This is a genomic window from Terrabacter sp. 2RAF25, from assembly GCF_052115265.1.
Lineage (GTDB): Bacteria > Actinomycetota > Actinomycetes > Actinomycetales > Dermatophilaceae > Terrabacter.
The window spans coordinates 107,253-133,158 of record NZ_JBFRGJ010000004.1; the positions used below are offsets into that span (position 1 = coordinate 107,253).

General features: G+C 71.3%; 29 protein-coding genes and 1 tRNA gene. 12 read left to right on the plus strand and 18 right to left on the minus strand.

Going from position 1 to position 25,906, the window contains the following annotated elements:
* The first annotated feature begins 16 nt into the window (after positions 1-16).
* Positions 17-871 (plus strand): PAC2 family protein, encoded by an 855-nt coding sequence (locus AB4091_RS12345; protein ID WP_442292042.1) that lies wholly within the window; start codon positions 17-19, stop codon positions 869-871.
* 288 nt (positions 872-1,159) lie between these two features.
* On the opposite strand, the gene mshC is transcribed toward AB4091_RS12345, so the two are convergent.
* The 4 genes from mshC to AB4091_RS12365 form a co-directional block, all read right to left on the minus strand.
* The gene (mshC, locus tag AB4091_RS12350; RefSeq protein WP_442292043.1) at positions 1,160-2,416 is read right to left on the minus strand and encodes a cysteine--1-D-myo-inosityl 2-amino-2-deoxy-alpha-D-glucopyranoside ligase; all 1,257 of its coding nucleotides are present in this window, start codon (positions 2,414-2,416) and stop codon (positions 1,160-1,162) included.
* Between the two features lie 88 nt (positions 2,417-2,504).
* On the minus strand, positions 2,505-3,314 hold the full coding sequence (locus AB4091_RS12355) for an SCO1664 family protein (protein WP_442292044.1): 810 nt from the start codon (positions 3,312-3,314) through the stop codon (positions 2,505-2,507).
* Positions 3,298-3,843, minus strand: a complete 546-nt coding sequence (locus AB4091_RS12360) for a DUF3090 domain-containing protein (RefSeq protein WP_442292045.1) — start codon at positions 3,841-3,843, stop codon at positions 3,298-3,300. The genes AB4091_RS12355 and AB4091_RS12360 overlap by 17 nt, the downstream gene beginning before the upstream one ends.
* 10 nt (positions 3,844-3,853) lie before the next feature.
* Positions 3,854-4,585 carry an MSMEG_4193 family putative phosphomutase gene (locus AB4091_RS12365; RefSeq protein ID WP_442292046.1) on the minus strand — a complete coding sequence of 244 codons (732 nt, stop codon included), beginning with the start codon at positions 4,583-4,585 and terminating at the stop codon, positions 3,854-3,856.
* 97 nt (positions 4,586-4,682) lie between these two features.
* Between AB4091_RS12365 and corA the strand changes: the two genes are divergently transcribed.
* Positions 4,683-5,684: a magnesium/cobalt transporter CorA gene (gene corA, locus AB4091_RS12370; RefSeq protein WP_442292047.1), complete on the plus strand. Its 1,002-nt coding sequence runs from the start codon at positions 4,683-4,685 to the stop codon at positions 5,682-5,684.
* Positions 5,685-5,790: 106 nt separating this feature from the next.
* Here the strand turns inward: corA and AB4091_RS12375 are convergent, their stop codons facing one another.
* Positions 5,791-6,651, minus strand: coding sequence for an undecaprenyl-diphosphate phosphatase (locus tag AB4091_RS12375; protein ID WP_442292048.1), 861 nt, complete (start codon positions 6,649-6,651; stop codon positions 5,791-5,793).
* A gap of 149 nt (positions 6,652-6,800) precedes the next feature.
* Complete coding sequence (locus AB4091_RS12380; RefSeq protein WP_442292049.1) at positions 6,801-7,886, minus strand: LLM class F420-dependent oxidoreductase; 1,086 nt, start codon at positions 7,884-7,886, stop codon at positions 6,801-6,803.
* A 75-nt stretch (positions 7,887-7,961) separates the two neighbouring features.
* Between AB4091_RS12380 and AB4091_RS12385 the strand changes: the two genes are divergently transcribed.
* Positions 7,962-8,897 (plus strand): aldo/keto reductase, encoded by a 936-nt coding sequence (locus AB4091_RS12385; protein WP_442292050.1) that lies wholly within the window; start codon positions 7,962-7,964, stop codon positions 8,895-8,897.
* An 8-nt stretch (positions 8,898-8,905) separates the two neighbouring features.
* Here the strand turns inward: AB4091_RS12385 and AB4091_RS12390 are convergent, their stop codons facing one another.
* Both AB4091_RS12390 and AB4091_RS12395 read right to left on the minus strand, forming a co-directional pair.
* Complete coding sequence (locus tag AB4091_RS12390; protein ID WP_442292051.1) at positions 8,906-9,418, minus strand: hypothetical protein; 513 nt, start codon at positions 9,416-9,418, stop codon at positions 8,906-8,908.
* A gap of 161 nt (positions 9,419-9,579) precedes the next feature.
* Positions 9,580-10,377, minus strand: a complete 798-nt coding sequence (locus tag AB4091_RS12395) for an LppX_LprAFG lipoprotein (protein WP_442292052.1) — start codon at positions 10,375-10,377, stop codon at positions 9,580-9,582.
* 179 nt (positions 10,378-10,556) lie between these two features.
* On the opposite strand from AB4091_RS12395, the gene AB4091_RS12400 reads away from it, so the two are divergent.
* Positions 10,557-10,742, plus strand: a complete 186-nt coding sequence (locus AB4091_RS12400) for a DUF5703 family protein (RefSeq protein WP_034770947.1) — start codon at positions 10,557-10,559, stop codon at positions 10,740-10,742.
* Between the two features lie 16 nt (positions 10,743-10,758).
* On the opposite strand, the gene AB4091_RS12405 is transcribed toward AB4091_RS12400, so the two are convergent.
* Positions 10,759-12,102 (minus strand): M20/M25/M40 family metallo-hydrolase, encoded by a 1,344-nt coding sequence (locus AB4091_RS12405; RefSeq protein ID WP_442292053.1) that lies wholly within the window; start codon positions 12,100-12,102, stop codon positions 10,759-10,761.
* 152 nt (positions 12,103-12,254) lie between these two features.
* On the opposite strand from AB4091_RS12405, the gene AB4091_RS12410 reads away from it, so the two are divergent.
* Positions 12,255-12,341: transfer RNA gene (locus AB4091_RS12410), tRNA-Leu, on the plus strand.
* A gap of 117 nt (positions 12,342-12,458) precedes the next feature.
* Here AB4091_RS12410 and AB4091_RS12415 read toward each other — a convergent pair.
* A complete protein-coding gene (locus AB4091_RS12415; RefSeq protein WP_442292054.1) occupies positions 12,459-12,965 on the minus strand; it encodes a MarR family winged helix-turn-helix transcriptional regulator in 507 nt (168 codons plus the stop codon).
* Between the two features lie 83 nt (positions 12,966-13,048).
* On the opposite strand from AB4091_RS12415, the gene AB4091_RS12420 reads away from it, so the two are divergent.
* The 5 genes from AB4091_RS12420 (at position 13,049) to AB4091_RS12440 (ending at position 17,275) form a co-directional block, all read left to right on the plus strand.
* Complete coding sequence (locus tag AB4091_RS12420) at positions 13,049-14,248, plus strand: luciferase domain-containing protein (protein WP_442292055.1); 1,200 nt, start codon at positions 13,049-13,051, stop codon at positions 14,246-14,248.
* Positions 14,249-14,257: 9 nt separating this feature from the next.
* A complete protein-coding gene (locus tag AB4091_RS12425) occupies positions 14,258-14,788 on the plus strand; it encodes a MarR family winged helix-turn-helix transcriptional regulator (protein ID WP_442292056.1) in 531 nt (176 codons plus the stop codon).
* Between the two features lie 69 nt (positions 14,789-14,857).
* The gene (locus AB4091_RS12430) at positions 14,858-16,126 is read left to right on the plus strand and encodes an MFS transporter (protein ID WP_442292057.1); all 1,269 of its coding nucleotides are present in this window, start codon (positions 14,858-14,860) and stop codon (positions 16,124-16,126) included.
* Between the two features lie 4 nt (positions 16,127-16,130).
* Positions 16,131-16,901, plus strand: a complete 771-nt coding sequence (locus tag AB4091_RS12435) for a HipA family kinase (protein ID WP_442292058.1) — start codon at positions 16,131-16,133, stop codon at positions 16,899-16,901.
* Positions 16,898-17,275, plus strand: coding sequence for a DUF3037 domain-containing protein (locus AB4091_RS12440; protein ID WP_442292059.1), 378 nt, complete (start codon positions 16,898-16,900; stop codon positions 17,273-17,275). Before AB4091_RS12435 ends, AB4091_RS12440 begins: the two co-directional genes overlap by 4 nt.
* 19 nt (positions 17,276-17,294) lie before the next feature.
* Here AB4091_RS12440 and AB4091_RS12445 read toward each other — a convergent pair whose 3' ends face one another.
* The 5 genes from AB4091_RS12445 to AB4091_RS12465 all read right to left on the minus strand — a co-directional run bounded on the left by AB4091_RS12445 (position 17,295) and on the right by AB4091_RS12465 (position 21,652).
* Entirely contained in the window at positions 17,295-18,104 is an 810-nt protein-coding gene (locus AB4091_RS12445) for a TrmH family RNA methyltransferase (protein WP_442292060.1), read from the minus strand.
* 64 nt (positions 18,105-18,168) lie between these two features.
* Positions 18,169-18,939 (minus strand): sulfite exporter TauE/SafE family protein, encoded by a 771-nt coding sequence (locus AB4091_RS12450; protein WP_442292061.1) that lies wholly within the window; start codon positions 18,937-18,939, stop codon positions 18,169-18,171.
* Between the two features lie 67 nt (positions 18,940-19,006).
* A complete protein-coding gene (locus AB4091_RS12455) occupies positions 19,007-20,206 on the minus strand; it encodes an SPFH domain-containing protein (protein ID WP_442292062.1) in 1,200 nt (399 codons plus the stop codon).
* Between the two features lie 80 nt (positions 20,207-20,286).
* Complete coding sequence (locus tag AB4091_RS12460) at positions 20,287-20,736, minus strand: NfeD family protein (RefSeq protein ID WP_442292063.1); 450 nt, start codon at positions 20,734-20,736, stop codon at positions 20,287-20,289.
* A 130-nt stretch (positions 20,737-20,866) separates the two neighbouring features.
* Positions 20,867-21,652, minus strand: coding sequence for an ABC transporter ATP-binding protein (locus tag AB4091_RS12465; RefSeq protein WP_442292064.1), 786 nt, complete (start codon positions 21,650-21,652; stop codon positions 20,867-20,869).
* Between the two features lie 60 nt (positions 21,653-21,712).
* Between AB4091_RS12465 and AB4091_RS12470 the strand changes: the two genes are divergently transcribed.
* Entirely contained in the window at positions 21,713-22,477 is a 765-nt protein-coding gene (locus AB4091_RS12470; protein ID WP_442292065.1) for a hypothetical protein, read from the plus strand.
* A gap of 46 nt (positions 22,478-22,523) precedes the next feature.
* On the opposite strand, the gene AB4091_RS12475 is transcribed toward AB4091_RS12470, so the two are convergent.
* On the minus strand, positions 22,524-22,952 hold the full coding sequence (locus AB4091_RS12475; protein ID WP_442292066.1) for a pilus assembly protein CpaE: 429 nt from the start codon (positions 22,950-22,952) through the stop codon (positions 22,524-22,526).
* 54 nt (positions 22,953-23,006) lie between these two features.
* On the opposite strand from AB4091_RS12475, the gene AB4091_RS12480 reads away from it, so the two are divergent.
* Positions 23,007-23,747, plus strand: coding sequence for a PIG-L deacetylase family protein (locus AB4091_RS12480; RefSeq protein ID WP_442292067.1), 741 nt, complete (start codon positions 23,007-23,009; stop codon positions 23,745-23,747).
* On the opposite strand, the gene AB4091_RS12485 is transcribed toward AB4091_RS12480, so the two are convergent.
* Entirely contained in the window at positions 23,737-24,669 is a 933-nt protein-coding gene (locus AB4091_RS12485; RefSeq protein WP_442292068.1) for a hypothetical protein, read from the minus strand. The genes AB4091_RS12480 and AB4091_RS12485 overlap by 11 nt on opposite strands.
* Entirely contained in the window at positions 24,669-25,871 is a 1,203-nt protein-coding gene (glgA, locus tag AB4091_RS12490) for a glycogen synthase (protein WP_442292069.1), read from the minus strand. Before glgA ends, AB4091_RS12485 begins: the two co-directional genes overlap by 1 nt.
* Positions 25,872-25,906 lie beyond the last annotated feature (35 nt).

Here is a 25,906-nt window from a genome sequence, read left to right on the forward strand (position 1 = left end):
CGGTGAAGGAGATGACGTGCTGGAGTTCGAGGACGTGCCGGAGCTGACCAACCCGGTGCTCATCGCGGCCTTCGAAGGCTGGAACGACGCCGGCGAGGCCGCCACGAGCGCCGTCCGGCACCTCGCCGAGGTCTGGGACGCCGAGGTCGTGGCCGCGTTCGACCCCGAGGAGTACTACGACTTCCAGGTCAACCGGCCCCGGGTCTCCCTCGAGGACGGCCGGCGCATGCTGTCGTGGCCGACCACGCGCATCCTCGTCGCCACCGAGACGGGCGTCGGCCGTGACGTCGTGCTCGTGCAGGGCATCGAGCCGTCGATGCGCTGGCGCGCGTTCTCCATCGAGCTGCTCGAGCTCGCCGAGCAGCTCGGCGTCACGACCATCGTCACGATCGGTGCGCTCCTCGCCGACGTGCCGCACACCCGACCCATCCCGGTGACTGCCACGGCCGAGGACGAGGCGGCCATCCACCGCTTCGACGTCGAGGCGTCGCGCTATGAAGGGCCGACCGGCATCGTCGGAGTGCTGAGCAACACCGCCAGCGACAGCGGCATCCCGACGGTCTCCGCATGGGCGGCCGTGCCGCACTACGCCGGGGCCGCTCCGTCGCCCAAGGCGACCCTGAGCCTGCTGCGCCGCCTCGAGTCGCTGCTCGGCATCACCGTGCCGCACGGCGACCTCGAGGAGAACGCCCGCGCCTGGGAGCGCGGCGTCGACGAGCTCGCGCAGTCCGACGAGGAGGTCGCCGAGTACGTCCAGTCACTCGAGGAGGCCCAGGACACCGCAGAGCTGCCGGAGGCCAGCGGTGACGCGATCGCCCGCGAGTTCGAGCGCTACCTGCGTGGCCGCGACGACGACCAGACCGGCCGCTGACCCGGCGGCAGGTCAGCCCGCTCACATATGCCGGGTGGCGACGATCAGCCTGCAGATCAGTCTGCATGTCATGTCGTCAGGGCAGCACCTCCCGCCGACTGATCCGCAGACAGATCCGAAAACCCATCAGCCTGCAGATCAGTCTGCATGGGATGTCGTCAGGACAGCACCTACCGCCGACTGATCCGCAGACAGATCTGAAAACCCATCAGCCTGCAGATCAGTCTGCATGGGATGTCGTCAGGGCAGCACCTGCCGCCGACTGATCTGCAGGCAGGTCGGCGTCGGTCAGAGGCGGACGCCGAGGAGGGCGTCGAGGGCACGTCCGAGCACTCCGGGTGCGCCCGGGTCGTCACCGCCGCGCGACAGCGCCTGACTCGCCCACCGGTCGACGGCGTCGAGCGCGCGCGGGCTGTCGAGGTCGTCGGCGAGGGCGGCGCGGATGTCGTCGACGGTCTGGTCGGCGACCGGACCCCCGTTGCCCGACAGCGCCTTTCGCCACGTGTCGAGCCGCTGCTGCGCCTCGACGAGCTGGTCGTCGTGCCAGATCCAGTCGTTCGAGTGGTGCCGGGCAAGAAGCGCGAGCCGGATCGCCATCGGGTCGACACCCTCGCGGCGCAGCTCTGACACGAGCACGAGGTTGCCCTTGCTCTTGCTCATCTTCTCGCCGTCGAGGCCCACCATCCCCTGGTGCACGAAGGCTCCGGCGAAAGAAGCCGACCCGCTGAGCGCACGCCCGTGGGCCGCGCTCATCTCGTGGTGCGGGAAGACGAGGTCGGTGCCGCCGCCCTGCACGTCGACGGGGACGCCGAGGTGGTCCAGGGCGATGCAGGCGCACTCGATGTGCCAACCGGGGCGGCCGGAGCCGAGCGAGCCACCGTCCCACTCGGGCTCGCCTTCGCGATGGGCGCGCCAGAGCAGCGCGTCGAGCCGGTTGCGCTTGCCGGGACGGTCAGGGTCTCCCCCACGCTCCTCGAACACCTCGAGCATGCCGGCCTCGTCGAGGTGGCTCACCGATCCGAACCGCGGGTCCTTGGCGACGTCGAAGTAGTAGTCGAGCCCGCCATCGCGAGACGCGTCGGGCGCCGGCACGGCATACGCCCACCCGTCGGCGACGAGCCTCTCGATCGGCCCGACGAACGTCGGGATGCTCTCGACGGCGCCGAGGTACTCGTCGGGCGGGATCACCGCGAGAGCGGTCATGTCCTCGCGGAAGAGGGCGATCTCGCGGGTGGCGAGGTCCTGCCAGTCAACGCCGTCGCGCTCGGCCCGCTCGAGCAGCGGGTCGTCGATGTCGGTGATGTTCTGGACGTAGCGCACGCTGTGGCCGCTGTCGCGGAGCACGCGGCCGAGCAGGTCGAAGGTGACGTAGGTGGCGGCGTGGCCGAGGTGCGTGGCGTCGTAGGGCGTGATGCCGCAGACGTAGATCGTCGCGGCGTCACCGCCGGCGGCGGGCACGAACTCGCCGGATGCCGTGTCGCGGACCCGCACCTCGGGTGCACTGCCGGGGACCTGGGGGATGAACGGCATCGGCCAGCTTCTCACCCCGAGACTCTATCCCGCGGCACGAGGCAGACCCCGCAGGGGTTCGCCGGGCGAAACGGCGACGCCGTCGGTCGTGGGGAGGGCTCGGTCAGAGCGGCGGCCAGGGCACCGAAGGCCAGTCGGGGTCGGGGAACGGGTGCACGCCGCGGGCGAGGAGGCGGGTGACCCGTCGGGCCAGCGCCTCGACGTCGCCCTCGGGCAGGAGGTCGTCGAGCCGGGACCTCGCGACGTCGTCCTCGAGGGCACCCAGCAGCTGACGGAGGTGACCGATGTCGGTCTCGGTGAGCGGCTCGCCGGCCCAGCCCCACAGCACGGTGCGCAGCTTCGGCGTCGGAGAGAAGGTGAGGCCGTGGTCGATGGCCCAGAGCCGCCCGTCGCCGTCACGCAGACAGTGCGAGCCCTTGCGGTCGGAGTTGTTGAGGGCGGCGTCGAGCACCGCGAGCGAGCGCACGTCGTCGGCGCCGCTGTGCACCACCGTGACGGAGGCGCCACCCGGGGTCTCGCCGTCGAAGACCGCGCGCCACCCGGCCGGGGTGCGCCCCGCGGGGACGAGGTCGACGACCCGGTCGTCTGCGACGGGGTCGAACGGGTCGCCGATCCACAGCTGGACCGACCCCGGTCCGAGCGGCCCGTCGCGCAGGACGGTCGTCGGCACGACGTCCCAGCCACCGAGCTGCGACACGACGTGGGTCGCGACCTCGCGCCCGGCGAGCGTGCCGTCGGGAAAGTCCCAGAGAGGCCGTTCGCCGCGCACCGGCTTGTAGATGACGTGGCCGGCCGGCAGCGTCGACACCGTGGCCAGCACGGCGAGGTTGGAGGAGTCGGTGATGCGCCCCACCACCTCGATCTCGCCCGTCAGGTCGACCGGCGACGGCGTCTGCTCAGCGCTTGTAGCCATTGGCCCGCGGGCAGACGTGGCCCGTGGGGTCGAGCGGGTTGCCGCAGAACGGGCACGGAGGGCGCCCGGCAGCGACGAGGGCGTTGCTGCGGCGGGCGAAGGCACGGGCCTCGGCCGGTGCCAGGCTGACTCGGATCGAGTTGTGCGCGAGCGGACCCGCCTCGTCGTCGGCCTCTTCGTCGTCGTCGTCGGGGTCATGGTCGTGGCACTCGATGACGACCTTCTGGCGGTCTTCGTCCCAGGCGAGCGAGAGCGTCTGCACCCGCCAGTCCTCGTCGAACGGCGTCCGGAGCGGCTCGGTGTCCTCGGGCACGCCACCCGGCTCGCCGGGCTCGACGGCGGCGACCGGCGCGAGCTGGTCGAGCACGTCGTTGATGCGGTCGGCGAGGATCGACACCTGCTGCTTCTCGACCCCCACGGTGACGACCAGTGGCCCGGAGCTCGCCTGGAGGTAGAAGGCTCTCTGGCCGGCCGGGCCGACCGTCCCGGCGACGAACCGGTCAGCGGGATCGAAGTCCTGGACCGTCATGGCACCGACCCTATCCGACGGCGTCGGAGGCACCGGCGCCCCCGCCCACGACCGCGTCGCCCTCCTCGGCGGCCGCCTTCTCGGGCGGTCGCAGCCCCGCGAGGTCTCCCCCGACGTCGTTGAGACGAAGCACGAACGGCTTGCGGCTCGTGTAGCGCACGACGCTCACCGAGGCCGGGTCGACGTTGATCCGCTGGAAGTCGTCGAGGTGCGCGCCGGTGGCGTGCGACAGGATCGACTTGATGACGTCGCCGTGTGACACGGCGACCCAGACGGCGTCCTTGCCGTGCGTCTCGAGAATGCGGGCGTCGGTCTCGCGGACGGCGCGCAGCGCCCGGTCCTGCATCTCGACCATCGACTCCGCCGGGTATGCCGCCGAGTCGGGGAAGCGCGCCTCGCTCGGTCGGTCCTGCACCACCTTCCAGAGCTCCTCGCGGGCCAGCTCCGCGATCGGACGCCCTGTCCAGGCCCCGTAGCGGCACTCGCCGAAGCCCTCGTGCACGCTGCGGGCGACGTGACCCGGCAGCGCTGCCGACAGCAGGTCTGCGGTCTGCACGCAGCGGTCGAGCGGCGAGCTGACCACCTCGGCGACGGGCAGCACCGCGGACGCGAGCCGCTGGCCGACCGCAGCGGCCTGGGCCTCGCCGGTCTCGTCGAGGAAGACGCCGGGCATCCAGCCGGCGAGCACGCCGGAGGTGTTGGCGCTCGATCGCCCGTGGCGCACGAAGAGAACGGTGGGCACGCCCGTCAGCCTAGACGCGTGCCCGCGCAGGACGGCATACGGCCGCGTCGACGTCCACCTCACGACTGCTCCCAGCGAGCCGTGGTCACATAGGCAGGTGATCGTGGACAAAGCCATCTACCGCAACGGCCGGCGTCAGGGGTGCGGCGACCTCAGCGACGAGCTCGACGTGCTGCGCCTGACCCAGGACGGCTTCCTCTGGATCGGCCTCAAGGACCCCACCGACGCCGAGTTCGACCTCGTCAACGAGGAGCTCCACCTGCACCCGCTCGCCGTCGAGGACGCCGTCAACGGCCACCAGCGAGCGAAGATCGAGAAGTACGAGTCGTCGGTCTTCGTCGTGCTGAAGACCCTGCGCTACATCGAGTCGACGAGCGACATCGAGACCGGCGAGGTGATGCTCTTCATCGGCGACCGCTTCGTCGTCACCGTGCGACACGGCGAGGGCAACCCGCTCGCCGGAGTGCGCCAGCGGCTCGAGACCGAACCCGACCGGCTGGGTCACGGTTCGCTGACGGTGCTGCACGCGGTGATGGACTCGGTCGTCGACAACTACCTCGTCGTCGACCGCGAGGTGCGCAAGGACCTCGAGCGCATCGAGGAGCAGATCTTCGCCTCCGACGAGGGCGGCGACGCCAACACGATCTACCGGCTCAAGCGCGAGGTCCTCGAGTTCCGCCGGGCCAGCCAGCCGCTCGCCGACACCCTTGCGCAGTTCATGGAGCGTGGGCCCGTCGGGATGCTCTCGCCCGCGATCATGCCGTTCTTCCGCGACGTCGCCGACCACCTGCGGCTCGTCAACGACCACGTCGAGTCCTACGACCGCCTGCTGACCGACGTGCTCTCGGCGCACCTGGCCAGCGTCTCGGTCAAGCAGAACGAGGACATGCGGCGCATCTCGGCCTGGGTCGCCATCGCCGCGGTGCCGACGATGATCGCCGGCATCTACGGCATGAACTTCGACCACATGCCCGAGCTGACGGCCAGCGTCCACGTCGGCGGCTCGGAGTTCCACTACGGCTACTTCCTCGTGCTGGCCGTCATGGCCGCCGCCTGCGTCGGCCTCTACCGGGCCTTCAAACGCTCAGGCTGGCTGTAGGAGCCGGCTCTGGGAGCACGACACCGCCACAGCCCTGCAGCCTGACACCGCGACGCCGTCACCCGACAGGTCGAGTGACGGCATCGAGGGTGCAGTTGCCGGCGCGTCAGGTCGCGGAGATGACCGTCGTGACGAGCCCAACGACCAGGACCAGGCCGAGCGCCACGCGGTACCAGACGAACGGCAGAAGGCTGTTGCTCGCGACGAACTTCAGCAGCCAGGCGATCGAGGCGTAGGCGACGATGAAGGCGACGACGAGCCCCACGATGACCGGGCCGATGCCGAGTGCCGAGAGGCCGTCCTTCTCCTGGACCGCCTGGAAGAGGCCCGCAGCGGTGAGAGCGGGGATGGCGAGGAAGAAGCTGAGCCGGGTGGCCGTGACCCGGTCGATGCCTCGCGCCAAGCCGGCGGAGATCGTCGCACCCGACCGGGACACCCCGGGGATCAGCGAGAAGCACTGGACGAGGCCGATCACGACGCCGTCCATCGGGCGCACCGAGTGCTCGCCGCGGACCTCGCCGCGTGACTCGAAGCGGGTGTGGATGCGTTCTGCGACGACCATCACGACGCTCCACAGCACGAGCGCGGCGGCGACGACCCACAGGCTGCGCAGGGCGCCGGAGATGACATCGCGCGCGAGGAAGCCGACGATGCCCACGGGGATCGAGCCGACCACGACCGCCCAGGCAAGGCCGTAGTCGGGGTCCTTGCGGGCCTCGGCGCTGCCCAGGCCGCGGAACCAGGCGACCGCGAAGCGGACGATGTCGCGGAAGAAGTAGAGGAGGGTCGCCGCGATGGCGCCGAGCTGGATGACGGCGGTGTATGCCGTCACGGCGGGGTCGTCGACCTTGAGCCCGAGCAGCTGCTCGGTGATCGTCAGGTGCCCGGTCGAGGACACCGGGAGGTACTCGGTCAGGCCTTCGACGACACCGAGGATGACGGAGTCGAGGTAGCTGAGGTCAGCCATGGGTCAGGGAGAACCTTCTGCGCAGAGGGACAGGTCGGGCCGCCCCCCGCAGGGTCCGGCGGCCACGCGGCACAATGTCGCACCCTATCCAGAACGTCGGCTGGGAGGCCTGCCGGGGCGCGGCGCGAGGCACGACCGGCTGGGTCCGGTCAGCCGGCGCCCTCGCCGGCGGCCGGTGGCTGGAGGCCGGCGACCCCGGCGACGACGTGGAGGGTGGCGAGGGCCTGGTCCTGCGTCATTCCGCCGCCGACGGCCACGGCCAGCGTCGTGACGCCTGCCTGCTCGTAGCGGCCGATGCGCTCGGCGACTCGAGCCGGCGAGCCGAGCAGTGCCGTCTCGTCGATGAACTCGAGCGGCACGGCGGCCGCCGCCTCACGGGGTCGGCCCGCCAGGTAGAGGTCCTGGATGCGCGCCGCAGCGTTCTCGAAGCCCATGCGGCAGGCCAGCTGGTTGTAGAAGTTCTGTTCACGCGAACCCATGCCACCGATGTAGAGGGCGCAGTAGTCCCGCACGTGGTTCGCCGCCTCCTCGACGTCGTCGACGAGGACCACCGGCGTGGTCGCCACGACGTCGAAGCCGGCCATCGGGTCCTCCGCCGTGCCGTGGCCGCCCGTACGCCGGCCCTTCGCGAGCGTGGCCAGCTGGTCGGCAGCGTGCTCGGGGCTGAAGAAGATGGCCAGCCAGCCGTCGGCGACCTCTCCGGTCAGCTCGAGGTTCTTCGGCCCCACGGCGGCCAAATAGACGGGGACGTCGGGACGCACCGGTCGCGCGGACAGCTTGAGCGCCTTGCCGGGACCGCCGGGCAGTGGCAGCGGGTAGTGCGGTCCGGCGTGGGTGACCGTGTCGCGGCGCAGGGCCGCCCTCACGATCTCGACGTAGTCGCGCGTGCGCCCGAGCGGGCTGCGGAACGGCACGCCGTGCCATCCCTCGCTCACCTGCGGACCGGAGACGCCCAGGCCCAGACGGAAGCGACCGCCCGACATCGTGTCGATGGTGGCGGCGGTCATCGCCGTCATCGCCGGGGTGCGTCCGGGGATCTGCATGACCGCCGACCCGAGGCCGACGTGCTCGGTCAGTGCGCCGATCCACGCGAGCATCGACGGGCTGTCCGAGCCGTACGCCTCCGCGACCCACACGCTGTCGTAGCCGAGCCGGTCTGCTGCCCGAGCGACAGCCACCTGGTCGGCACCCGTCGTCCCGCGCCCCCAGTAGCCAAGGTTCACACCGATCCTCATGCTGCGCAGGCTATCGGCGTGGCGCCTGCCGTGGCGGGCGGCGGGAGCGAGGCGTCGCCCACTACCGTTCGGGACATGCGCAGGCGTCTCGGCTCGTCCGGTCTCTCGGTCACCCCCCTCGCCCTCGGGACCATGCTCTGGGGCAACGCCGTCGACCGACACGAGGCCGGCGACCACCTGCGGGCGTTCGTCGAGGCCGGCGGCAACCTCGTCGACACGGCATACGGCTACGGCGGCGGCGACGCCGAGACGATCCTGGGCGCGCTGCTCGACGGCACGGTGCCGCGCGACGACCTCGTCATCTGCACCAAGGCGGGCATCTCGCGCTCCCGGGGCGAGCGGCAGGTCGACGTCTCGCGTCGGGGCCTGATGGCGCAGCTCGAGAGCTCCCTGCGACGGCTGGGCACCGACCACGTCGACCTGTGGCTGGTGCACACCTGGTCGGACGACGTGCCGCTCTCGGAGACCCTTTCCACCCTCGAGTGGGCCGCCTCGTCAGGGCGGGCTCGCTACGTCGGGGTGTCAAACTACTCCGGATGGCAGTCCGCGAGGGCCTTCAGCCTGCTCGAGTCTGCTCGGATCCCATTGGTGGCCAACGAGATCGAGTACTCCCTCGTATGCCGGACGCCTGAGGTCGAAGTCACCTCGGCGGCCACGGCACTCGGGTTCGGGCTGCTTCCCTGGTCACCGCTGGGTCGGGGCGTCCTCACGGGCAAGTACCGCAACGGAATCCCGTCAGGGTCGCGCGCGGCCTCCGACGACTTCCCCGGGTTCGCCGAGCGCTTCCTCGGCGGGCAGTCCTCACGCGTGGCCGAGGCCGTGGCGATGGCGGCACGCGGGCTGGGCGTCAAGCCCGGCGAGGTGGCCCTGGCGTGGGTGCGCGACCGCCCCGGCGTGGCCGCACCCATCGTCGGGGCGCGCACCGCGGCCCAGCTGCGCTCGTCGCTGGCCAGCCTCGAGGTGGTGCTGCCGGACGAGATCGTCGCCGCGCTGGACGACGTGTCGGCGTAGGGGCCGGCTCAGGTGCGGGCACCCGCGCCGTTGCTCACCTCGACGTCGTCGTCCTCATCGTCATCGTCCTCGTAGTCGTCGTCGAGGTCGTCGTCCAGCTCGTCGTCATCGTCATCGTCGAGGTCGTCGTCATCGTCATCGTCGAGGTCGTCGTCATCGTCGTCGTCATCGTCGTCATCGTCGTCGTCGTCGTCGTCGTCGTCGTCGTCGTCGTCGTCGTCGTCGTCGTCGTCGTCGTCGTCGTCGTCGTAGTCGTCCGAGTCGAGGCCGGCGTAGACGCGCCCCTCGGTGCCGTCCTCGTCCTCGTGGCCGTCGAAGTCGTCGCCGTAGATGGCGAGCGGCGTTGCGACCTCGGTCGACTCGTAGAGCGCCTCGTCGTAGTCGTCGAACGCCTCGGCGAGGTCCTGGGTCGCCGCCATGACCATCGGGTGGTCGGGGTCCCGGCTCGCGTTGGCGGCCTCGAAGTGTCGTTCCAGGGCGGCGATCAGCTGCTCGAGGGCGGAGCGGGGATCCACTGTCATGCCTCGACGGTAGTCGGTCGCGCGCACGGTGGGCAGTGATTCCCGGCGGTCAAACCGCCCGCGGACCGTGCGCGGACGCAACGGTCCCGCAGCGGGCCGTGCTCGCTGCGGGACCGTCACGCGTTGTTGGCGGTGCGTTCACCCGCGCTCGTCGTCGACGGTCAGAGCGGAGCCTTGACCGTGTCGGCGGCGGCCGGGGCCGTGATGTCGACCGGCTCGCCGTACTTGCCCATCGTCATGTTCGCCTTGACGCCCATCAGGTCGAAGGTCACCTTGCGCAGCTGGTCCTTCTCGTCGAGCCACGCGGTGTACTTGATGGTGTCGGGCAGCTTGGTCTTGTCGGCGGCCGGCAGCTGGGCCTGCATGGCCTTCGTGTCGAGCGTCAGGTCGTACTTGAAGGCCTTCGCCCCGTCGACGGTGTCCTCACCGACGTACTTCACGTCGGACACGGCCGCGCCGAACTGGTCGTACATCTTCGTCGGGTCGGCCTGGTTCAGTGACTCGGCGAGCTGCTTGCCCACCGTCGAGCTGCTGTCGATGACGGCCCACTTGCCGGCAGCGAGGCCGGGCATGCCCTTCATGAAGATCTTCTTGTCGACGAGGATCATGTCGAGCTTCATCGACGGTCCCATGTCCATCGACATCTTCATCGCCGGGTTGGCCGTGTCGATCTTCGTGTCGCCCGTGATGGCGATCTTCTGCCCGGCCGCGTCCATGTCCATCGTCACGTGGGCGGTCGTGGTGTTCTTGCCGGCGGCCTTCATCGCGGCGACGAACGAGGCCTTGTCCTGGTACGGCTGGCCCGCCGCCGGCGCGTCGGACGTCGCCGCGGCGGACGACTGGCTCGCCGTCTGGCCGGTGGTCGCGGCGGGCGTCTCGCTCTTGCCACAGGCGGCGACACCCAGGACGACGGGAAGGACGATGACTGCTGCCGCGGTGCGGCGGATGTTCCACTTCATGTTTGGTGACCTCCTGGGCCCTTGACGCCGAGCCCTGCCCGGCGGTTCCCCCGCGCCGTGGCCGACGCGAGTGGGCGTCGGCGACCTCGGATGACCCAGCGACGGTATCGCGGCACGGTGACCGCGACGCAACGGCATACGGTCTCGTTGGGATCACGGTTGATGTCAGAATGGCAGCGATGACGGAGTACGAGTACCGGGTCCTGACGTTCGACCGCCACACGTCAAAGGCCCAGGCGCGGCAGGCGGTGCGCGAGCACGCCGAGTACGGCCGGTGGGAGCTGTCCCGCACCGTCATCTACGAGGGCGGCGTGCGCCGGATGTGGCTGCGCCGACGCATCATGCGGGTCGAGCGCACGGCCTGAGCCGCAGGGCGCGCCCTCAGCAGGTGCGGAGGAAGTCGCCGAGCACGCGCGCCCCGAAACGCAGCGAGTCGACCGGCACCCGCTCGTCGATGCCGTGGAACATCGGGGCGAAGTCGAGGTCCGCCGGAAGCCGCAGGGGCGCAAAGCCGTAGCCGCTGATGCCCAGGCGGCCCAGGGCCTTGTTGTCGGTGCCTCCCGAAAGGCAGTAGGGCAGGACGGCGGCATCGGGGTCCTCGCGCAGCAGCGACTGCTTCATCGACTCGACGAGATCGCCCGAGAAGGGCGCCTCGAGCGCGACGTCGCGGTGCACGACCTCGATCTCGACGTGCTCCCCCGCCAGCTCGCGGATCGTGGCCATGAGCGACTCCTCGTGACCCGGCAGGAAGCGGCAGTCGACGGCGGCGGACGCGGTCTGCGGGATGACGTTGTGCTTGTAGCCCGACTCGAGCATCGTCACGTTGGCGGTGTCGCGCAGGGTGCCCCGCACGAACCCCTGGGCGCCGCCGAGCGTGCCGAGCAGCGGCTCGAGGTCCTCGCCGGCCGGGATGCCGGTCATCGTTCCGAGTCTGTCGAGCAGCTCGCGCACGGACGCGATGTACTCGCGCGGCCACTCGTGTGCGGCGATGCGGCCGATGGCCGCGGCCAGGCGCACGATGGCGTTCTCGTCGTTGGGCACCGAGCCGTGACCGGCCCGTCCGTGGGCGTGCAGCCGCAGCCACGCGATGCCCTTCTCGGCCGTCTGCAACAGGTACGCGCGCTGCTGGCCCTCCGGCGTCGGCACCGTGACGCTGTAGCCGCCGACCTCGCTGATGGCTTCGGTGACGCCCTCGAACCACTGCGGGTGGTGGTCGACGAGCCAGTGGCTGCCCAGCGTGCCGCCGGCCTCCTCGTCGGCGAAGAAGACGAACGTGGTGTCGCGTGCCGGCCGGGTGCCGGTGCGGGCGAAGTGGCGGATGTTCGCGAGGATCATCGCGTCCATGTCCTTCATGTCGACGGCGCCGCGACCCCAGATGCAGCCGTCGCGCTCCTCGGCCGCGAAGGGGTCGACCTGCCAGTCGGCTGCGTTGGCCGGCACGACGTCGAGGTGGCCGTGGACGGCGAGGCCGGGGCGTGCCGAGTCCTCGCCCTCCAGGCGCACGACGACGGTGGCGCGGCCCGGCTCGCTCTCGAGAAGCGTTCCATCGAGGCCTACCTCGGCCAGCTCGCCCATGACGTACTCGGCGGCCTTGCGCTCCCCGGGACCCGTGCCGTCGCCGTAGTTGGAGGAGTCGATGCGGATGAGCTCCGCGCAGATCCGGGCGACCTCGTCCTCGGGGACGAGGGTGCTCGGCGCGGTGCGGTCGGCGTCGTCGTGGCTCATGCGAGCCAGCGTATGCCGCCGCCTCTGCAGCCGCGGGTCCGGTCCGTTCCCAAGGGGCTCCCACCGGCCGGGGTCGTTTGGTCTTTTCGGGTGGCCCCGTGCTAACGTTTCGCCTCGCCGCAAGGGAATCCCACGAGCCCCTTGCACACCTTGTCGGGGTGGCGGAATGGCAGACGCGCTAGCTTGAGGTGCTAGTGCCCTTAACGGGCGTGGGGGTTCAAGTCCCCCCCTCGACACCAACGAAGGCCCTCGGGTTCCTGCAGGTCAGGAGCCGGGGGGCCTTTCTCGTGTCCGGCGTCGGCGCTGCGGCGGCGGTGCTGCGTCGGCCGGGTGCGCCGGGTCGGGCGCGGGTGCGGTCAGGAGGCGACGTCCGCCTGGACGTCGTCGTCGTAGAGGGCCGCAAGCCGACGCTCCGGGTCGAGCCGGGGCAGCACCGCGTCGGCGATGGCGTGCAGCTGGGCGACCTGCTCCGCGCTCAGGGCGTCGAGCACCGTCGCGCGCACCGTGCCCACGTGGCCGGGGGCAGCCTGCACGACGGTCTCCCACCCCTTCTGGGTGAGGCTGGCGTTGGTGGCGCGGCCGTCCTCCGGGCACTGGAACCGAGCGATGAGCCCGCGCTCCTCGAGACGCCGCGACACGTGTGACAGGCGCGTCAACGTCGCGTTCGTCAGGCGTCCCAGCTGGGTCATCCGCAGCGTCCGGTCAGGCGCCTCGGAGAGCATCGCGAGGACGAAGTACTCGAAGTGCGAGAGCCGGGAGTCCCGACGCAGCTGGGTGTCGAGCGCTCCGGGCAGCAGCTCCACCACTGCCATCAGCCTGAGCCATGCCGCACGCTCGTCGTCGTCGAGCCATCTCGTCTCCATGGCCCCATCCTACGCTTTAGTTGACGCTACAACCAAACCGTGTCATCGTTAGTTGAACCAGCAACTACCTTTCAGGAGTCGTCATGACCACGTCGTTCGCCCCACCCGCCGTCGCGTACGCCGGGAGCGACGACCCCGACGCCCCCTTGGTGGTCCTGCTCCACGGGCGCGGCTCGCACGAGCGCGAGATCATCTCGCTGGCAGGGCACCTGCCTCGTGGAGCGGCATACGCCGCGGTGCGTGCCCCGATCGCCGAGGGCGGCGGGTTCGCCTGGTTCGCCAACCGCGGCATCGGCAGGCCGGTCGCCGAGTCGCTGGCCGACACGATGTCCTGGTTCAGGACCTGGCTCGACGAGGTCGCGCCCGCCGGGCGCCCCGTGCTCCTCGCCGGCTTCAGCGGAGGCGCGGCTTTCGCGGGCGGCCTCGTCCTCGCCGACCCCGCACGCTACGTCGGCGCCGCCATCCTCTACGGCACGCTGCCGTTCGACGCCGGCGTCCCGGTGACCCCGTCGAGGCTCGCCAACCTGCCGATGTTCGTGGCCCAGGGGGACGCCGATCGCGTGATCCCGGGCGAGCTGCTCGAGCGGACGTGGTCCTACCTGCTCGGTGAGTCGGGTGCACCGACATGGGCTCACCGCGACCCCGGCGGTCACGGCATCACACCGGCGTCGCTGCGACAGCTGGCCGAGTGGATCCAGGCCCGGCTCTCCCGGGTCCTGCAGAAGGGCTCGGTCTCCGTGGGCGTGCCGGCCGACGTCGCGTGGCCCACGCTCGCCGGCGGCACGCTCCCCCGCCGGGACGGCGCCAGACCCGACGTCGCGTGGTCGATCCCCCAGCAGCAGCAGTCGGACACCGCGCCCACCGAGCTGCAAGAGCTGCTCTACGCACGGGTCAGCGCCCTCGTCGGCGTCTCCGCGGGGCCGTCCCGCATCTCCGTTCCGGGGGCCCGCGGGTTCCTGCTCGAGAACGGCGCCGGACCCGACGAGGCGTTCCTGGTTCCCCAGGCGCGGGAGTTCGCCCATCTCCACCCCGCCTACGACGGCTCGTTGCACCTGGCCCTCCCGACCGACCAGGCGGCAGACCTGGTCGCCCGCGGATGGGGCACTCCCCACCCGTGGGCAGGCGGACGGCTCACGCCTGGCTTCGTGATGGTCTTCGGCCCCCGTGACGACGCCGAGCTCGAGGTCGTCGCAGGGATCGTGGCCGCCAGCCACGCGTTCGCGTCGGCTCCGGTCGACGCCGAATCGTCGTCACTCCCTCAGCGAGCTCCGTCGGCGAACTAGGCTGGTGGTGTGAGCAGAGCGCAGCGTAGCGAGAGCCCCACCCACACGCTCGCGGACGACCTCTACGACGTCCTCGGCCTGGTGCGCCGGCGCTCGCGCCGACTCGTCGGCCCGCCGCTCCCCGAGCTCGACCTCTCGGGTGCCCAGCTCGAGCTCGTCCGCGTGATCCGCCGCAACCCGGGCGTGGCCGTGGCCGATGCCGCCGCAGCCCTCGGCCTCGCCCCGAACACCGTCTCCACACTCGTCGGACAGCTCGTGGCTCTCGACGTCGTCGTCCGCGCGCGCGACGAGCGCGACCGACGCGTCGCGCGCCTGCACCTGACCGCCCACGCGCGGGCTGCGGTCGAGCTGTGGCGCGACCAACGGGCCCACGCGATGGTCTCGGCCCTCGACTCGCTCGACCCACTCACGCGCGCTCGCATCGCCGAGGCCGTCCCCCTCATCGCCGAGCTGGCCGCCCGGCTCCCCGACGTGCCCCGGGCAAGCCATGCGTCGGGCCTCCACCCCGCCGGCCAGGCCGTGCTCGACAGCAGCGCCTGACCGTCGTCCGCCGCGCTGGCGCCCCGGCCCTCGGGCGACGCGGAGCCGCCGGGCCCTAGTCTGTGCCGCGTGACCTTCCTCCGCGCCCTGTGGACCCTGCTCAGGGGCCGTGGATTCAGACGCCTGTTCGTCGCCCGTGTCACCTCGTCGTTCAGCGACGGCATCTTCCAGGTGGCGCTCGCGAGCCACGTCCTGTTCAACCCCGAGAAGGCTGCCGACGCCCAGGGCATCGCCGTGGCGTTCGCCCTCGTGCTGCTGCCCTACAGCGCACTGGGCCCCTTCGTCGGGGTGCTGCTGGACCGCTGGCCACGCCGTCGGGTCCTCGTCGTCAGCCAGGTCGTGCGGGCTGCCGCGATCCTCGGGGTCACCGGCCTCGTCACGGGGGCAGAGACTGGCACTGCCTTCTTCGCACTGGTCCTCGTCGTCTTCTCCGTCAACCGGTTCATCCTCGCGGGACTCGGGTCAGCGATGCCCCACGTCGTGCCTCGCTCGTCCCTCGTGAGCGCGAACTCCGTTGCGCCGACGTGCGGTTCGCTCGCCTACCTGCTGGGCGGCGGCATCGGCACGGGGCTCCGTGCGGCGGGAGGCAGTGACGTCCTCGACGTGCTGCTCGCGGCCGTCGGAGTGCTAGTGGCCGCGTGGGCCGCGACTCGCCTGCCCTTCATCGGCCCCGACGACACGAGCGGGGCGCCCTCGATCGGCCACATCACCCGCTCGGTCGTCAGCGGTCTCGCCGAGGCGGTGCGAACGCTGCCGCGCAAGGCGCGCCTGCTGCTCGTCCTCGTCTTCCTGACCCGGCTGCCGTTCGGCTTCCTCCTGCTCCAGACCCTGCTGCTCTTCCGCGGTCCGTTCGAGCAGGGCCGCGGCGCCCTCGGCTTCGGGATCGCCGCCGGGGCCTCGGCCGTCGGCTTCGCCTCGGCCGCCTTCGTCACCCCGTGGCTGGCCCCCCGCCTCACGGCCGTGCCGTATGCCGCCCGCATGCTCGCGCTCGGAGCCGGGGTGTGCGCGGTGCTCGGCCCGTTCCTCAGCCCGTGGAGCATCGTCGTCGTCGCGTTCGTCGTCGCGTTCACCTCGCAGTGCGTCAAGATCACCGTCGACTCCCTCATGCAGGCCCACGTGGACGACCACCTCCTGGGCCGCGCCTTCTCGGCCTACGACGTCGTCTACAACGCCGGCATGGTGGCAGCGGCCGCCCTCGGGGCGGTCGTGCTGCCGGCGACCGGCCTGGCGTGGTGGCCGCTCGTGGCGTTCGCCTGCCTCTACGGTGCCGCGGCGATGCTGCTCGGACGGCTGTGGGCCCGGGCCACGGTGCTCGACCTCGAGCGGCCACTAGGCTGACCGGGTGCTGCCCGAGCTGACCGCCACCCGTTACGTGACGCCGCTCAAGGAGGGCGGGTCGCTGCCCGGCATCGTCGAGGCCGACGACGACGGAACCTACGTGCTCAAGTTCCGTGGCGCCGGCCAGGGCCTCAAGGTGCTCGTGGCCGAGGTGCTCGTCGCCGGGATCGCACGGCTGCTCGAGGTGCCGGTGCCAGACCTCGCCGTCGTCAGGCTCGACCCGAGGATCGCGCGGTACGAGGCCGACGAGGAGGTCCAGGACCTGCTCACGGCATCCGTCGGCACGAACCTCGGTGTCGACTTCCTGCCGGGCTCGCTCGGCTACGACGGGTCGCGCCCACCGGATGCCGACCTCGCCGAGCGGATCATCTGGCTCGACGCCCTGACGGCCAACGTCGACCGCACGTGGGCCAACCCCAACCTCCTGGTCTGGCACGGACGCACCTGGGCGATCGACCACGGGGCTGCTCTCTACTTCCACCACTCGTGGCCGAGCAAGCCGCCCTCACCCGAACGCTTCGCGGCCCAGCCGTTCGACGCGAGCCGGCACGTCCTGCGCGACGTCGCCGGCGAGGTCGGGCGCCGCCACGACGAGCTGGCAGCGCGGCTCGACCAGGCCTCGGTCGAGGCTGTCGTCGCCGAGGTGCCGGCGGAGTGGCTCGAGCCGACGCCCTACCTGGCGGACGCGCCCGCGGTTCGGGCGGCATACGCGGAGATGCTGCGCGCGCGCCTCGACGGGCCACTGTCGTGGGTGCCGTCGGGAGTCGCTGCGTGAACGCGTACCAGTACGTCGTGCTCCGCCTGGTCCCCCGCGTCGACCGCGAGGAGTTCATCAACGTCGGGGTCGTGCTCTACTCCCAGGACGTTGCCTTCCTCGACGCGGCCTGGGAGCTCGACGACGCCCGGGCCGCAGCCCTGTGCCCGACGTGCGACCTCGACGGGGTCCGCTCGATGCTCGACCGCGTTCGCGCCGTCTGCCGCGGCGAGACCGGCCGCGGCCTGCCGACGCTCGAGAAGCAGGGCCAGCGCTTCGGGTGGATCATCGCGCCGAGGTCGACCGTGGTGCAGCCGGGGCCGGTCCACGGTGGCCTGTGCGACGACCCTGACGTCGAGCTGCAGCGACTGCTCGAGCTGCTCGTGCGCGCCTGAGCCACAAGACTGCTCGCCCTCAACGCGCCCTCAGCGCCCACATCGCGACGGCGCTGGCGGCTGCCACGTTCAGTGAGTCGACACCGCCGGCCATCGGGATGCGCACGGTCACGTCGGCACCGTCCACCGTGCGACGCGAGAGTCCGTCACCCTCGGTGCCGAGCACCAGGGCGACGCGCTCGGGTGGGTCGGCCTCGAGCTCGTCGAGCGACACGGAGTCGTCGGTCAGGGCCATCGCGACGATGGTGAGGCCGGCCTCTCGAAGGAGATCGAGCCCGCCGGGCCACGGGTCGATGCGCGTCCACGGCACCTGGAACACGGTGCCCATCGACACCCGGATCGAGCGACGGTAGAGCGGGTCGGCGCAGCTGGGCGTGATGAGGACGGCGTCGACGCCGAGGGCGGCGGCGCTGCGGAAGATCGCTCCGACGTTGGTGTGGTCGACGACGTCCTCGAGCACGACGACGCGCCGCGCGCCGGCCAGGAGGGACTCGACGTCGGGCAGCACCGGACGCTGCATGGCGGCCAGCGCGCCGCGGTGGAGGTGGAAGCCGGTCAGCTGCTCGATTACGTCGTGCTCACCGAAGTAGACCGGGATCTCCTCGGCCTCGGCGTCGGCGACGATGTCCGCGAGGTCGTCGAGCCAGCGCCGGGCCATGAGGTAGGAACGCGGCCGGTGCCCGGCGCGCAGCGCCCTGCGGATCACCTTCTGGCTCTCGGCGATGTACAGACCGCGCTCGGGCTCGGTGCGCCGGCGCAGCACGACGTCGGTCAGTGCGACGTAGTCGGCGAGCCGAGGGTCGGCAGGGTCGGTGATCTCGATCGGCACGCCCGTCAGGCTAGTGCCGCCGGCCGCCGGTGCCCGCACCGGCCGCTCGCCCACCCGACGCTGGTCAGGGGAACCAGACGAGCTTGACCACGGCGACGAGGCCGATCGCGATGATGAGGGCACGGAGCGCGTTGGGCGGGATCCGCCGCCCGACGCGCGCACCGATGATGCCGCCGGTGAAGGCGCCCACGGCGATGAGCAGGACGACGAGCCAGTCGATGTGGTCGCGGGCGAAGACGACGAAGACCGCGGCCGCCACGAAGTTCACGACGAGGGCCAGCACGTTCTTGTAGCCGTTGAGCCGCTGCAACGGCTCCAGGCTGAGAGCGCTGAACAGGCCCATCAGCAGGACGCCCTGCGCCGCACCGAAGTAGCCGCCGTAGACGCCCGCGACGAAGACGCCGACGCCCATCGCCGGGGCGTGCCAGGCGGGCGTCGGGGTGCCGCCACCCTCCGGGTGGGCCCGTGCCTGGATGCGCGGGCCGGCCAGCACGAGCACGAGCGCGATGAGGATGAGCCCGGGCACGATCGCGCGGAAGGCCGTCGCGGGCAGCACGAGCAGCAGACCGGCGCCGACCACGGAACCGACGAACGACAACGGCATGAGCCGGCGCAACGCGGGGGCCTGTCCGCCGAGCTCGTGCCGGTAGCCCCAGGAGCCGGTGACGCCGCCGGCCACCATGCCGATGTTGTTGGAGACGTTGGCGACGAGCGGGTTGACACCGAAGAACAAGAGGGTCGGGAAGGTGATCAGGGTCCCCGAGCCGACGATCGTGTTGATCAGGCCTGCGCCGGTGCCGGCGAGCGTGATGGCGACCGCGGACCAGAACGACACCCGGCCACCCTACAGAGGGTGACCGGGTGTCGTTCGGGTGGTCCGTGGAGCTCGGGACGGGGTGCGGTCAGCGCTGGTCCGGCGCTTCGGGGGCGGATCCGGGCAGGTCCTCAGGGGCAACGATGTCGGCCGGAGGGCCGGCCGGAGGCAGGGCCGCCGGGGTGGGCGGAGCGGCCGCGGGCGGCGGGGGCATCTCAGGCTCGGCAGGGTGGACAGACGCCCGTTCGCGCCAGATGGGCCCGGTGCGCTCGGTGGACTCGGCGCTGGCGGCGGCCGCCTGGCCGCGGGCCTCCGCGAGGGCCTTGGCGGAGTCCTCGAGGATCGTCTCGGCGAAGGCGTTCTCCTCGGCGTCGGTCGTCGGCACCCACGGCTCCTCCTCCTCGGCACCGGGTCGCGGATCGGTGCCGCCGAGGGCGTTGCCGATGCCCTTGAGGGCGTCGGTCAGCTCCGAGGGGATGATCCACATCTTGTTCGAGTCGCCGCGCGCGAGCTGCGGGAGCACCTGGAGGTACTGGTAGGCGAGCAGCTTCTGCGTCGGCTTGCCGCGGTGGATGGCCGAGAAGACCTGCTGGATGGCGCGGGCCTGACCCTGGGCCTCGAGGATGCGTGCCTGGGCGGAACCCTCGGCTCGCAGGATCTGGCTCTGCTTCTCACCCTCGGCGGTCAGGATCGCCGACTGCTTGACGCCCTCGGCGGTGAGGATCGCGGCACGACGGTCACGCTCGGCGCGCATCTGCTTCTCCATCGAGTCCTGCACCGAGTGGGGCGGGTCGATGGCCTTGAGCTCGACGCGGTTGACGCGGATGCCCCACTTGCCGGTGGCCTCGTCGAGGACACCACGGAGCTGGCCGTTGATCTGGTCGCGGCTCGTCAGGGTCTGCTCGAGGTCGAGCGAACCGATGACGTTGCGGAGCGTGGTGACCGTCAGCTGCTCGATGCCCTGGATGAAGTTGGCGATCTCGTAGACGGCCGCCTTCGCGTCGATGACGGAGTAGTAGATGACGGTGTCGATGCTCACGACGAGGTTGTCGGAGGTGATGACGGGCTGGGGCGGGAACGAGACGACCTGCTCACGGAGGTCGATGTTGGCCCTGACCTTGTCGACGAACGGCACCAGGAAGTGGATGCCGGCCGTGAGGGTCTTGTTGTAGCTGCCGAGCCGCTCGACGATCTGCGCCGTCTGCTGCGGCACGATGCGCACCGTGCGCAGCACCACGACGATGGCCACGATCACGATGAGGATCGGGATGATGAGTACCGGGTCCACGGACTACTCCCTGTTCTGTGCGCCCCCGAGGACGCGTCTTCTCTGCGCCCGGACCGGGCGGTCCGGACGGTTCGTCGGTCTCACTCGCCGACGAGGCGAGCGCGGCTGACGACGGCAGTGGCGCCGTCGATCGAGTCGACGACCACCTCCTCACCCGGCTCGATGCTGTCGCCGAGGGTGCGAGCCGACCAGGTCTCGCCGGCGAGCTTGACCGTGCCGCCGGCGGGGCTGACGCGGTCGATGGCGACCGCTGAGCGGCCCACGTTGGCAGCCGCACCCATCAGCTGTTGCGGGGTGTTGGCCTGGAAGCGTTTCATCAGCCAGGGACGCACGATGGCGAGCAGGGCGACCGCGACGAGCGCCGCGACCACCGCCTGCACGACGGGTGGTGCACCGAAGGCTGCAGCGAGGGAGCCGCCGACCGCGCCGCCGGCGAGCATCAGGAAGGTGAAGTCGACGGTCACGGCCTCGATGGCGACGAGGACGAGCGCCACCCCCAACCACACCAGCCACACGTAGCCCTCGAACACCGTCCACCCCGTATCGTCGAGCCGGCACCGTGAAGAAACCGACGTCTCGTGCGTCACACCTGTGACGTCTCCGATTCTGCCTCAGTTCCCTTCGCGGACCTATGAGTTGCGCTAGAGGCTGAGGTTGCGATCAGGACTCGGCCCGCGCCGACCACCGCTCGCCGTGCTGCTCGAGGACCAGCGGCAGCCCGAAGGTGGCGCTGAGGTTCTCGGCGGTGAGCGTGACCGGGATGGGGCCGGCGGCGACCACCTTGCCGTCGCGGATCATGAGGACATCGGTGAACGAGGGCGGGATCTCCTCGACGTGGTGCGTGACGAGCACCATGGCGGGGGCCTCGGTGTCGGCGGCGAGGTCGCCGAGGCGACGAACGAGGTCCTCTCGACCACCGAGGTCGAGCCCGGCAGCCGGCTCGTCGAGCAGCATCAGCTCGGGGTCGGTCATCAGGGCCCGGGCGATCTGCACCCGCTTGCGCTCACCCTCGCTCAAGGTGCCGAAGGCACGGTCGGCGAGGTGGTCGGCGCCCAGGGCCTTGAGCAGCTCCATCGCGCGGACGTAGTCCATGTGGTCGTAGGTCTCGCGCCAGCGCCCGATGATGCCGTAGGACGCGGTGACCACGACGTTGCCGACCAGCTCGGACGGCGGGATGCGCTCGGCCATGGCGGAGCTGGCGAGCCCGACGCGCGGCCGCAGCTCGAAGACGTCGACGGCGCCGAGGACCTCACCGAGGATGCCGGCGACACCGGACGTCGGGTGCATGCGGGCAGCAGCGATCTGGAGCAGCGTCGTCTTGCCGGCACCGTTGGCGCCCAGGACGACCCAGCGCTCGCCCTCCTCGACCTCCCAGGTGACGTCGTCGAGCAGCGTCGTCGCACCGCGGCGAACGGTGACTCCGGCGAAGGCGAGGACGTCGCTCATGGGACCGACCCTATGACACCGTCACCGGGCGCCGGCGCAGCGCACCCCTACGATGACGACGTGCCCGAGCTGCCCGCCTCCGTCCGCCTCTCCCTGTGGGTCACGGCGTCCTGGCACGGCGGGCCCGGGACGACGGCGGCACTGGCGCGGGCCTTTCCCGACCTCGACCACGTGGCCGGAGACCTGGCCCGGCTCGACGTGTGGCGCGACCTCGGCGAGCAGGCGCTCTTCGTCGCTCTCCCCCGCCCGGGCGACCTCAGCCGTATGCCGCGGGGCTCGACCGCTGCCACGGCCCACGCGGCCGACGCCGGGGAGTGCGTCTTCGTCGCCGGCATCGGCGGCGTCCTGGTGCCGGCGCTGTCGGAGTTCGGCCCAGAGGGCGACGTCGGGGTGCGCGTCGACTGGACCGCATACGAAGCAGATCCGGTGCCGCGCCACCGCATGGAGATGCTCGACCTGCGCGAGATCGAGCGCGACCTGATGAGGCAGCTGCGCGAACACACTGCACGCTTCGAGGAGGTCGGTGGCCACCCGTGGGGAGACGAGGCCCGCGCCGAGGCGCTGGCCGAGCTCGACACCGCCCTGTGGGGGATCCCACCGGCGACGTCGGGAAGGGCGCTGCGCATCATGGCCCTCGCCGCGAACCTGTCCCGGCTGGCGCACCGGACCGCCGGTCTCACCTCGCTCGGATCGAGCGGCCTCGACGCCGGCACCGCCGCCGACCGTGGAATCCTGCTGCGCAACCTCGCCGCCGACGCAGACAACGCGCTGGCCGACGCGACCAACGTCGCTGTCATGTCGATCGCCGGCTGGCGACCCGCCTAGCCAGAGTTCCGGCGCGCCAGGGACAGACGCGGGCAGCGCGGCCGCTCTAGGCGGAGCGTTCCTCGCCGGGTGCCGCGGAGCCGAGTCGGGCCGCCACGGCTCGCGCGTAGGCGCGCTCGGCGTCGATGTCGACGTGACGCTCGGGGTCGTCGCCCTCCCCACGGATCGTGACGGCATACCCACCCTCGAGTCGTTCGAGCGACACGAACGCGTCGCCGAGGAGGTCACGCAGCTGGTCCTCGCGGGGCAGCCAGATGACCTTGTCCCGCTCGACGCTGTCGAGGGCCCACTCGGTGGTGCCGTTGAAGCCGATGACGTCACCCGTCGTGAAGTGGTGGACGTCGACGGTGATCTCACTGATGACGAAGACGTCCTCCTCCATGCCTTTGACCGACACGACGAAGCGGTCGCCGGAGCGGGGCTCCCAGACGAGTCCGGCCTCGGTGAGCCGGCGGGCGAGGTCGATGGTCAGCATGCTCCATCGTCACATCCGACCGGGCGCAGGCCAAGAAACCCTAGATTGGGTGGCGTGACCGAGCAGACAGAGCGTCCCCGGCTGACAACCCTCGACGAGGCGACCTTCGACACGGTGCTGTGCGTGGTCGCGCACCCCGACGACCTCGAGTACGGAACGGCAGCTGCGGTCGACAAGTGGGTGCGGGCCGGCAAGACGGTGACCTACCTGCTCGTCACCCGGGGCGAGGCCGGCATCGGCACCATGGCACCGGCGGAGGCCGGTCCGCTGCGTGAGGCAGAGGAGCGCGACGGCGCGGCGCGGGTCGGTGTCGACGTGGTGGAGTTCCTCGACGACTTCGCCGACGGAGTCGTCGAGTACGGCCTGCCCCTGCGCCGCGCCATCGCGCGCGAGATGCGCATTCGGCGTCCGGACCTCGTGGTCACCTCGACGTACGCTGACCGCTTTCCGGGTGGTTTCGTCAACCAGGCCGACCATCGTGCCGTCGGGCTCGCCGTCATCGACGCCAAGGCCGACGCGGGCAACCGCTGGATCTTCCCCGACCTCGTCGACGAGGGCCACGAGCCGTGGCAGGTGTCGCAGGTCTTCATCGGGATGGACCCCGAACCGACTCACTTCGTCGATGTCTCAGGGCATTTCGACGCAGCGGTCGCCTCGCTGTCGGCGCACGACGCGTACCTCTCGGCGCTCGGGGCCGACTACCCGAAGCCTGCGGACCTGCTCGAGAGGATCCTGGGGGGTCCCGCGGAGGTCACGGGAACGGCACACTCCCTGACGGGACGACTCATCGGGTGACGAGGGTCTCCACCAGAGGTCGCAGCGAACGGGCTCGGTCGGCCTGCCAGGCGCGCAACGTCGGTGCCGTAGACACCGGCTCGCGCAGCGAGTTGTGGCGAAACATCCCGGTCATCGCGACGACGAACCTCTTTGCCTCGAAAGGGAGTCCGGCAAGAATGCCCGTGGCGGCACGGAGGGCGACAGCCTCTCCCCCGACGTGACCACAGGCCACCACGTCGGCGGCGAGGCACGCTGCGTCCAGCCATTTCGCTCCAGATGCCGCATGTGCCCAGTCGACCAGCCACACGCCGTCGTCGTGCTCGACGACGTTGTCGCAGCGCACGTCCAGGTGCACCGCGTGGGAGCCCGCCGTCCAGGTGCGCCAGCCGCGGCTCATGGCCACGAGGGTGTGGATGCGATCGCGCTCCCAGCCATCGAGCACGTTACCGGCGTCGGGTCGCTCGGCGAGCAGCTCCCAGCCGTCCAGTGTCGGCAGCCGATCGACTGCCGGGGCGAGGCCGTCGACATCGGTGTGCGCGGAGAGGACGGCGACCGCATCGGTGGTCGCGGCGACGTGCTGCGATCGCCACGGCGGACCCACCGCTGCTCCCGATGCGGCATCGGTCACGATCACGATCCAGTCGTCGCGGACCACGTGGGTGACGAGGCGGGCGTGCGGAACGTCCGCCGGGAGGCGGGGCAGCACCTCGGCCTCGCGCGCATACAAGGCGTGTGCCTTCGCACTCTGTTGCGCCGCAACGGCTTTGGCGAACACCTGTCGGCCGTCGTCCAGGCTGAGGACGGCCGCGGGCCCGGGCGACATGCCGCCGTGGACGGCCTCGATGCCGACGACCGTCGTGGCCAGGGCCCGCTCGACGGCACGGACCAGTGGTCGCGGCGCGTCGGGCCACTCGGTGCGCGGGGTGAAGCCTGTCGGCATCAGCCGCCGAGGACTGCCCGGTAGACCTCGAGCGTGCGGTCACCGATCGAGTGCCACGAGAACGACTCGACGGCCCGGGCGCGTCCGGCCTCCCCGAAGCGACGAGCCCGCTCGACGTCGGAGACGGCGTCGGTGAGCGTCGCGGCGAGGTCGGCGACGAACCGGTCGGGGTCGACCGGGATGCCCGTGCCGTCCGCCACCTGCTCGATCGGCACGAGCCAGCCGGTCTCGCCGTCGACGACGACCTCGGGGATGCCACCGGTCGCGGTCGCGACCACGGCCAGCTCGCACGCCATCGCCTCGAGGTTGACGATGCCGAGCGGTTCGTAGACCGACGGGCAGGCGAAGACCGTGCCGTGGCTGAGCAGGGCGACGACCTCGTTGCGCGGCAGCATGTCGGGGATCCAGACGACGCCCTCGCGCTGTGCCCGCAGCTCGTTCATCAGCCCCTCGACCTCGGCCAGGATCTCCGGGGTGTCAGGAGCGCCCGCGCAGAGCACGAGCTGGACGTCGGGCGGCAGCTGGGCACAGGCCCGCAGCAGGTAGGGCAGGCCCTTCTGGCGGGTGATGCGCCCGACGAAGACGACGGAACGCCTGTCGGGGTCGACACCGTGCTTGCGCACGACCTCGGTGGCCGCGGGCGACCGGTCGGCCTGCCACAGCTGCGCGTCGATCCCGTTGTGCACCACGTGGACTCGTGACGGGTCGAGCGACGGGTAGCTCCTCAGTATGTCGTCGCGCATGCCCGCACTCACCGCGACGACACCACCAGCGGACTCGTAGGCCGTGCGCTCGGCCCACGACGACACGCGGTAGCCACCACCGAGCTGTTCGGCCTTCCAGGGCCGCATCGGCTCGAGCGAGTGCGCGGTCACGACGTGCGGCATACCTCCGAGCAGGGAGGCGAGGTGACCGGCCATGTTGGCGTACCACGTGTGGGAGTGGACGAGGTCGGCGCCGACGCAGTCGCCGGCCATCGCGACGTCGACCCCGAGGGTCTGCATGGCTGCGTTGCTGCCGGCCAGCTCGGACAGGTCGGCGTATGCCGTCGTGCCCGCCTCGTCGCGCTGCGCGCCGAAGCAGCGCACCTGCACGTCGATGTCGCCGCGGGCGCGCAGGGCCCGGACGAGCTCGGCCACGTGGACACCGGCGCCTCCGTAGATGGCGGGCGGGTACTCCTTGCTGAGGATGTCGACGCGCACACCCCGACCCTAGTGCCGTCGCAATCCCAGGGAGC

What these genes read in the sequence shown, in the direction of transcription:
- AB4091_RS12380 (WP_442292049.1), bottom strand. Translation starts at nt 7,886, where the DNA reads ATGAGGATCGGTGTGAACCTTGGCTACTGGGGGCGCGGGACGACGGGT.
- AB4091_RS12465 (WP_442292064.1), bottom strand. Translation starts at nt 21,652, where the DNA reads ATGAGCGACGTCCTCGCCTTCGCCGGAGTCACCGTTCGCCGCGGTGCG.
- AB4091_RS12390 (WP_442292051.1), bottom strand. Translation starts at nt 9,418, where the DNA reads ATGACAGTGGATCCCCGCTCCGCCCTCGAGCAGCTGATCGCCGCCCTG.
- AB4091_RS12355 (WP_442292044.1), bottom strand. Translation starts at nt 3,314, where the DNA reads ATGGCTACAAGCGCTGAGCAGACGCCGTCGCCGGTCGACCTGACGGGC.
- AB4091_RS12395 (WP_442292052.1), bottom strand. Translation starts at nt 10,377, where the DNA reads ATGAAGTGGAACATCCGCCGCACCGCGGCAGCAGTCATCGTCCTTCCC.
- AB4091_RS12415 (WP_442292054.1), bottom strand. Translation starts at nt 12,965, where the DNA reads ATGGAGACGAGATGGCTCGACGACGACGAGCGTGCGGCATGGCTCAGG.
- AB4091_RS12475 (WP_442292066.1), bottom strand. Translation starts at nt 22,952, where the DNA reads ATGCTGACCATCGACCTCGCCCGCCGGCTCACCGAGGCCGGACTCGTC.
- AB4091_RS12485 (WP_442292068.1), bottom strand. Translation starts at nt 24,669, where the DNA reads ATGCCGACAGGCTTCACCCCGCGCACCGAGTGGCCCGACGCGCCGCGA.
- AB4091_RS12420 (WP_442292055.1), top strand. Translation starts at nt 13,049, where the DNA reads ATGACCACGTCGTTCGCCCCACCCGCCGTCGCGTACGCCGGGAGCGAC.
- AB4091_RS12375 (WP_442292048.1), bottom strand. Translation starts at nt 6,651, where the DNA reads ATGGCTGACCTCAGCTACCTCGACTCCGTCATCCTCGGTGTCGTCGAA.
- AB4091_RS12400 (WP_034770947.1), top strand. Translation starts at nt 10,557, where the DNA reads ATGACGGAGTACGAGTACCGGGTCCTGACGTTCGACCGCCACACGTCA.
- AB4091_RS12360 (WP_442292045.1), bottom strand. Translation starts at nt 3,843, where the DNA reads ATGACGGTCCAGGACTTCGATCCCGCTGACCGGTTCGTCGCCGGGACG.
- AB4091_RS12385 (WP_442292050.1), top strand. Translation starts at nt 7,962, where the DNA reads ATGCGCAGGCGTCTCGGCTCGTCCGGTCTCTCGGTCACCCCCCTCGCC.
- AB4091_RS12405 (WP_442292053.1), bottom strand. Translation starts at nt 12,102, where the DNA reads ATGAGCCACGACGACGCCGACCGCACCGCGCCGAGCACCCTCGTCCCC.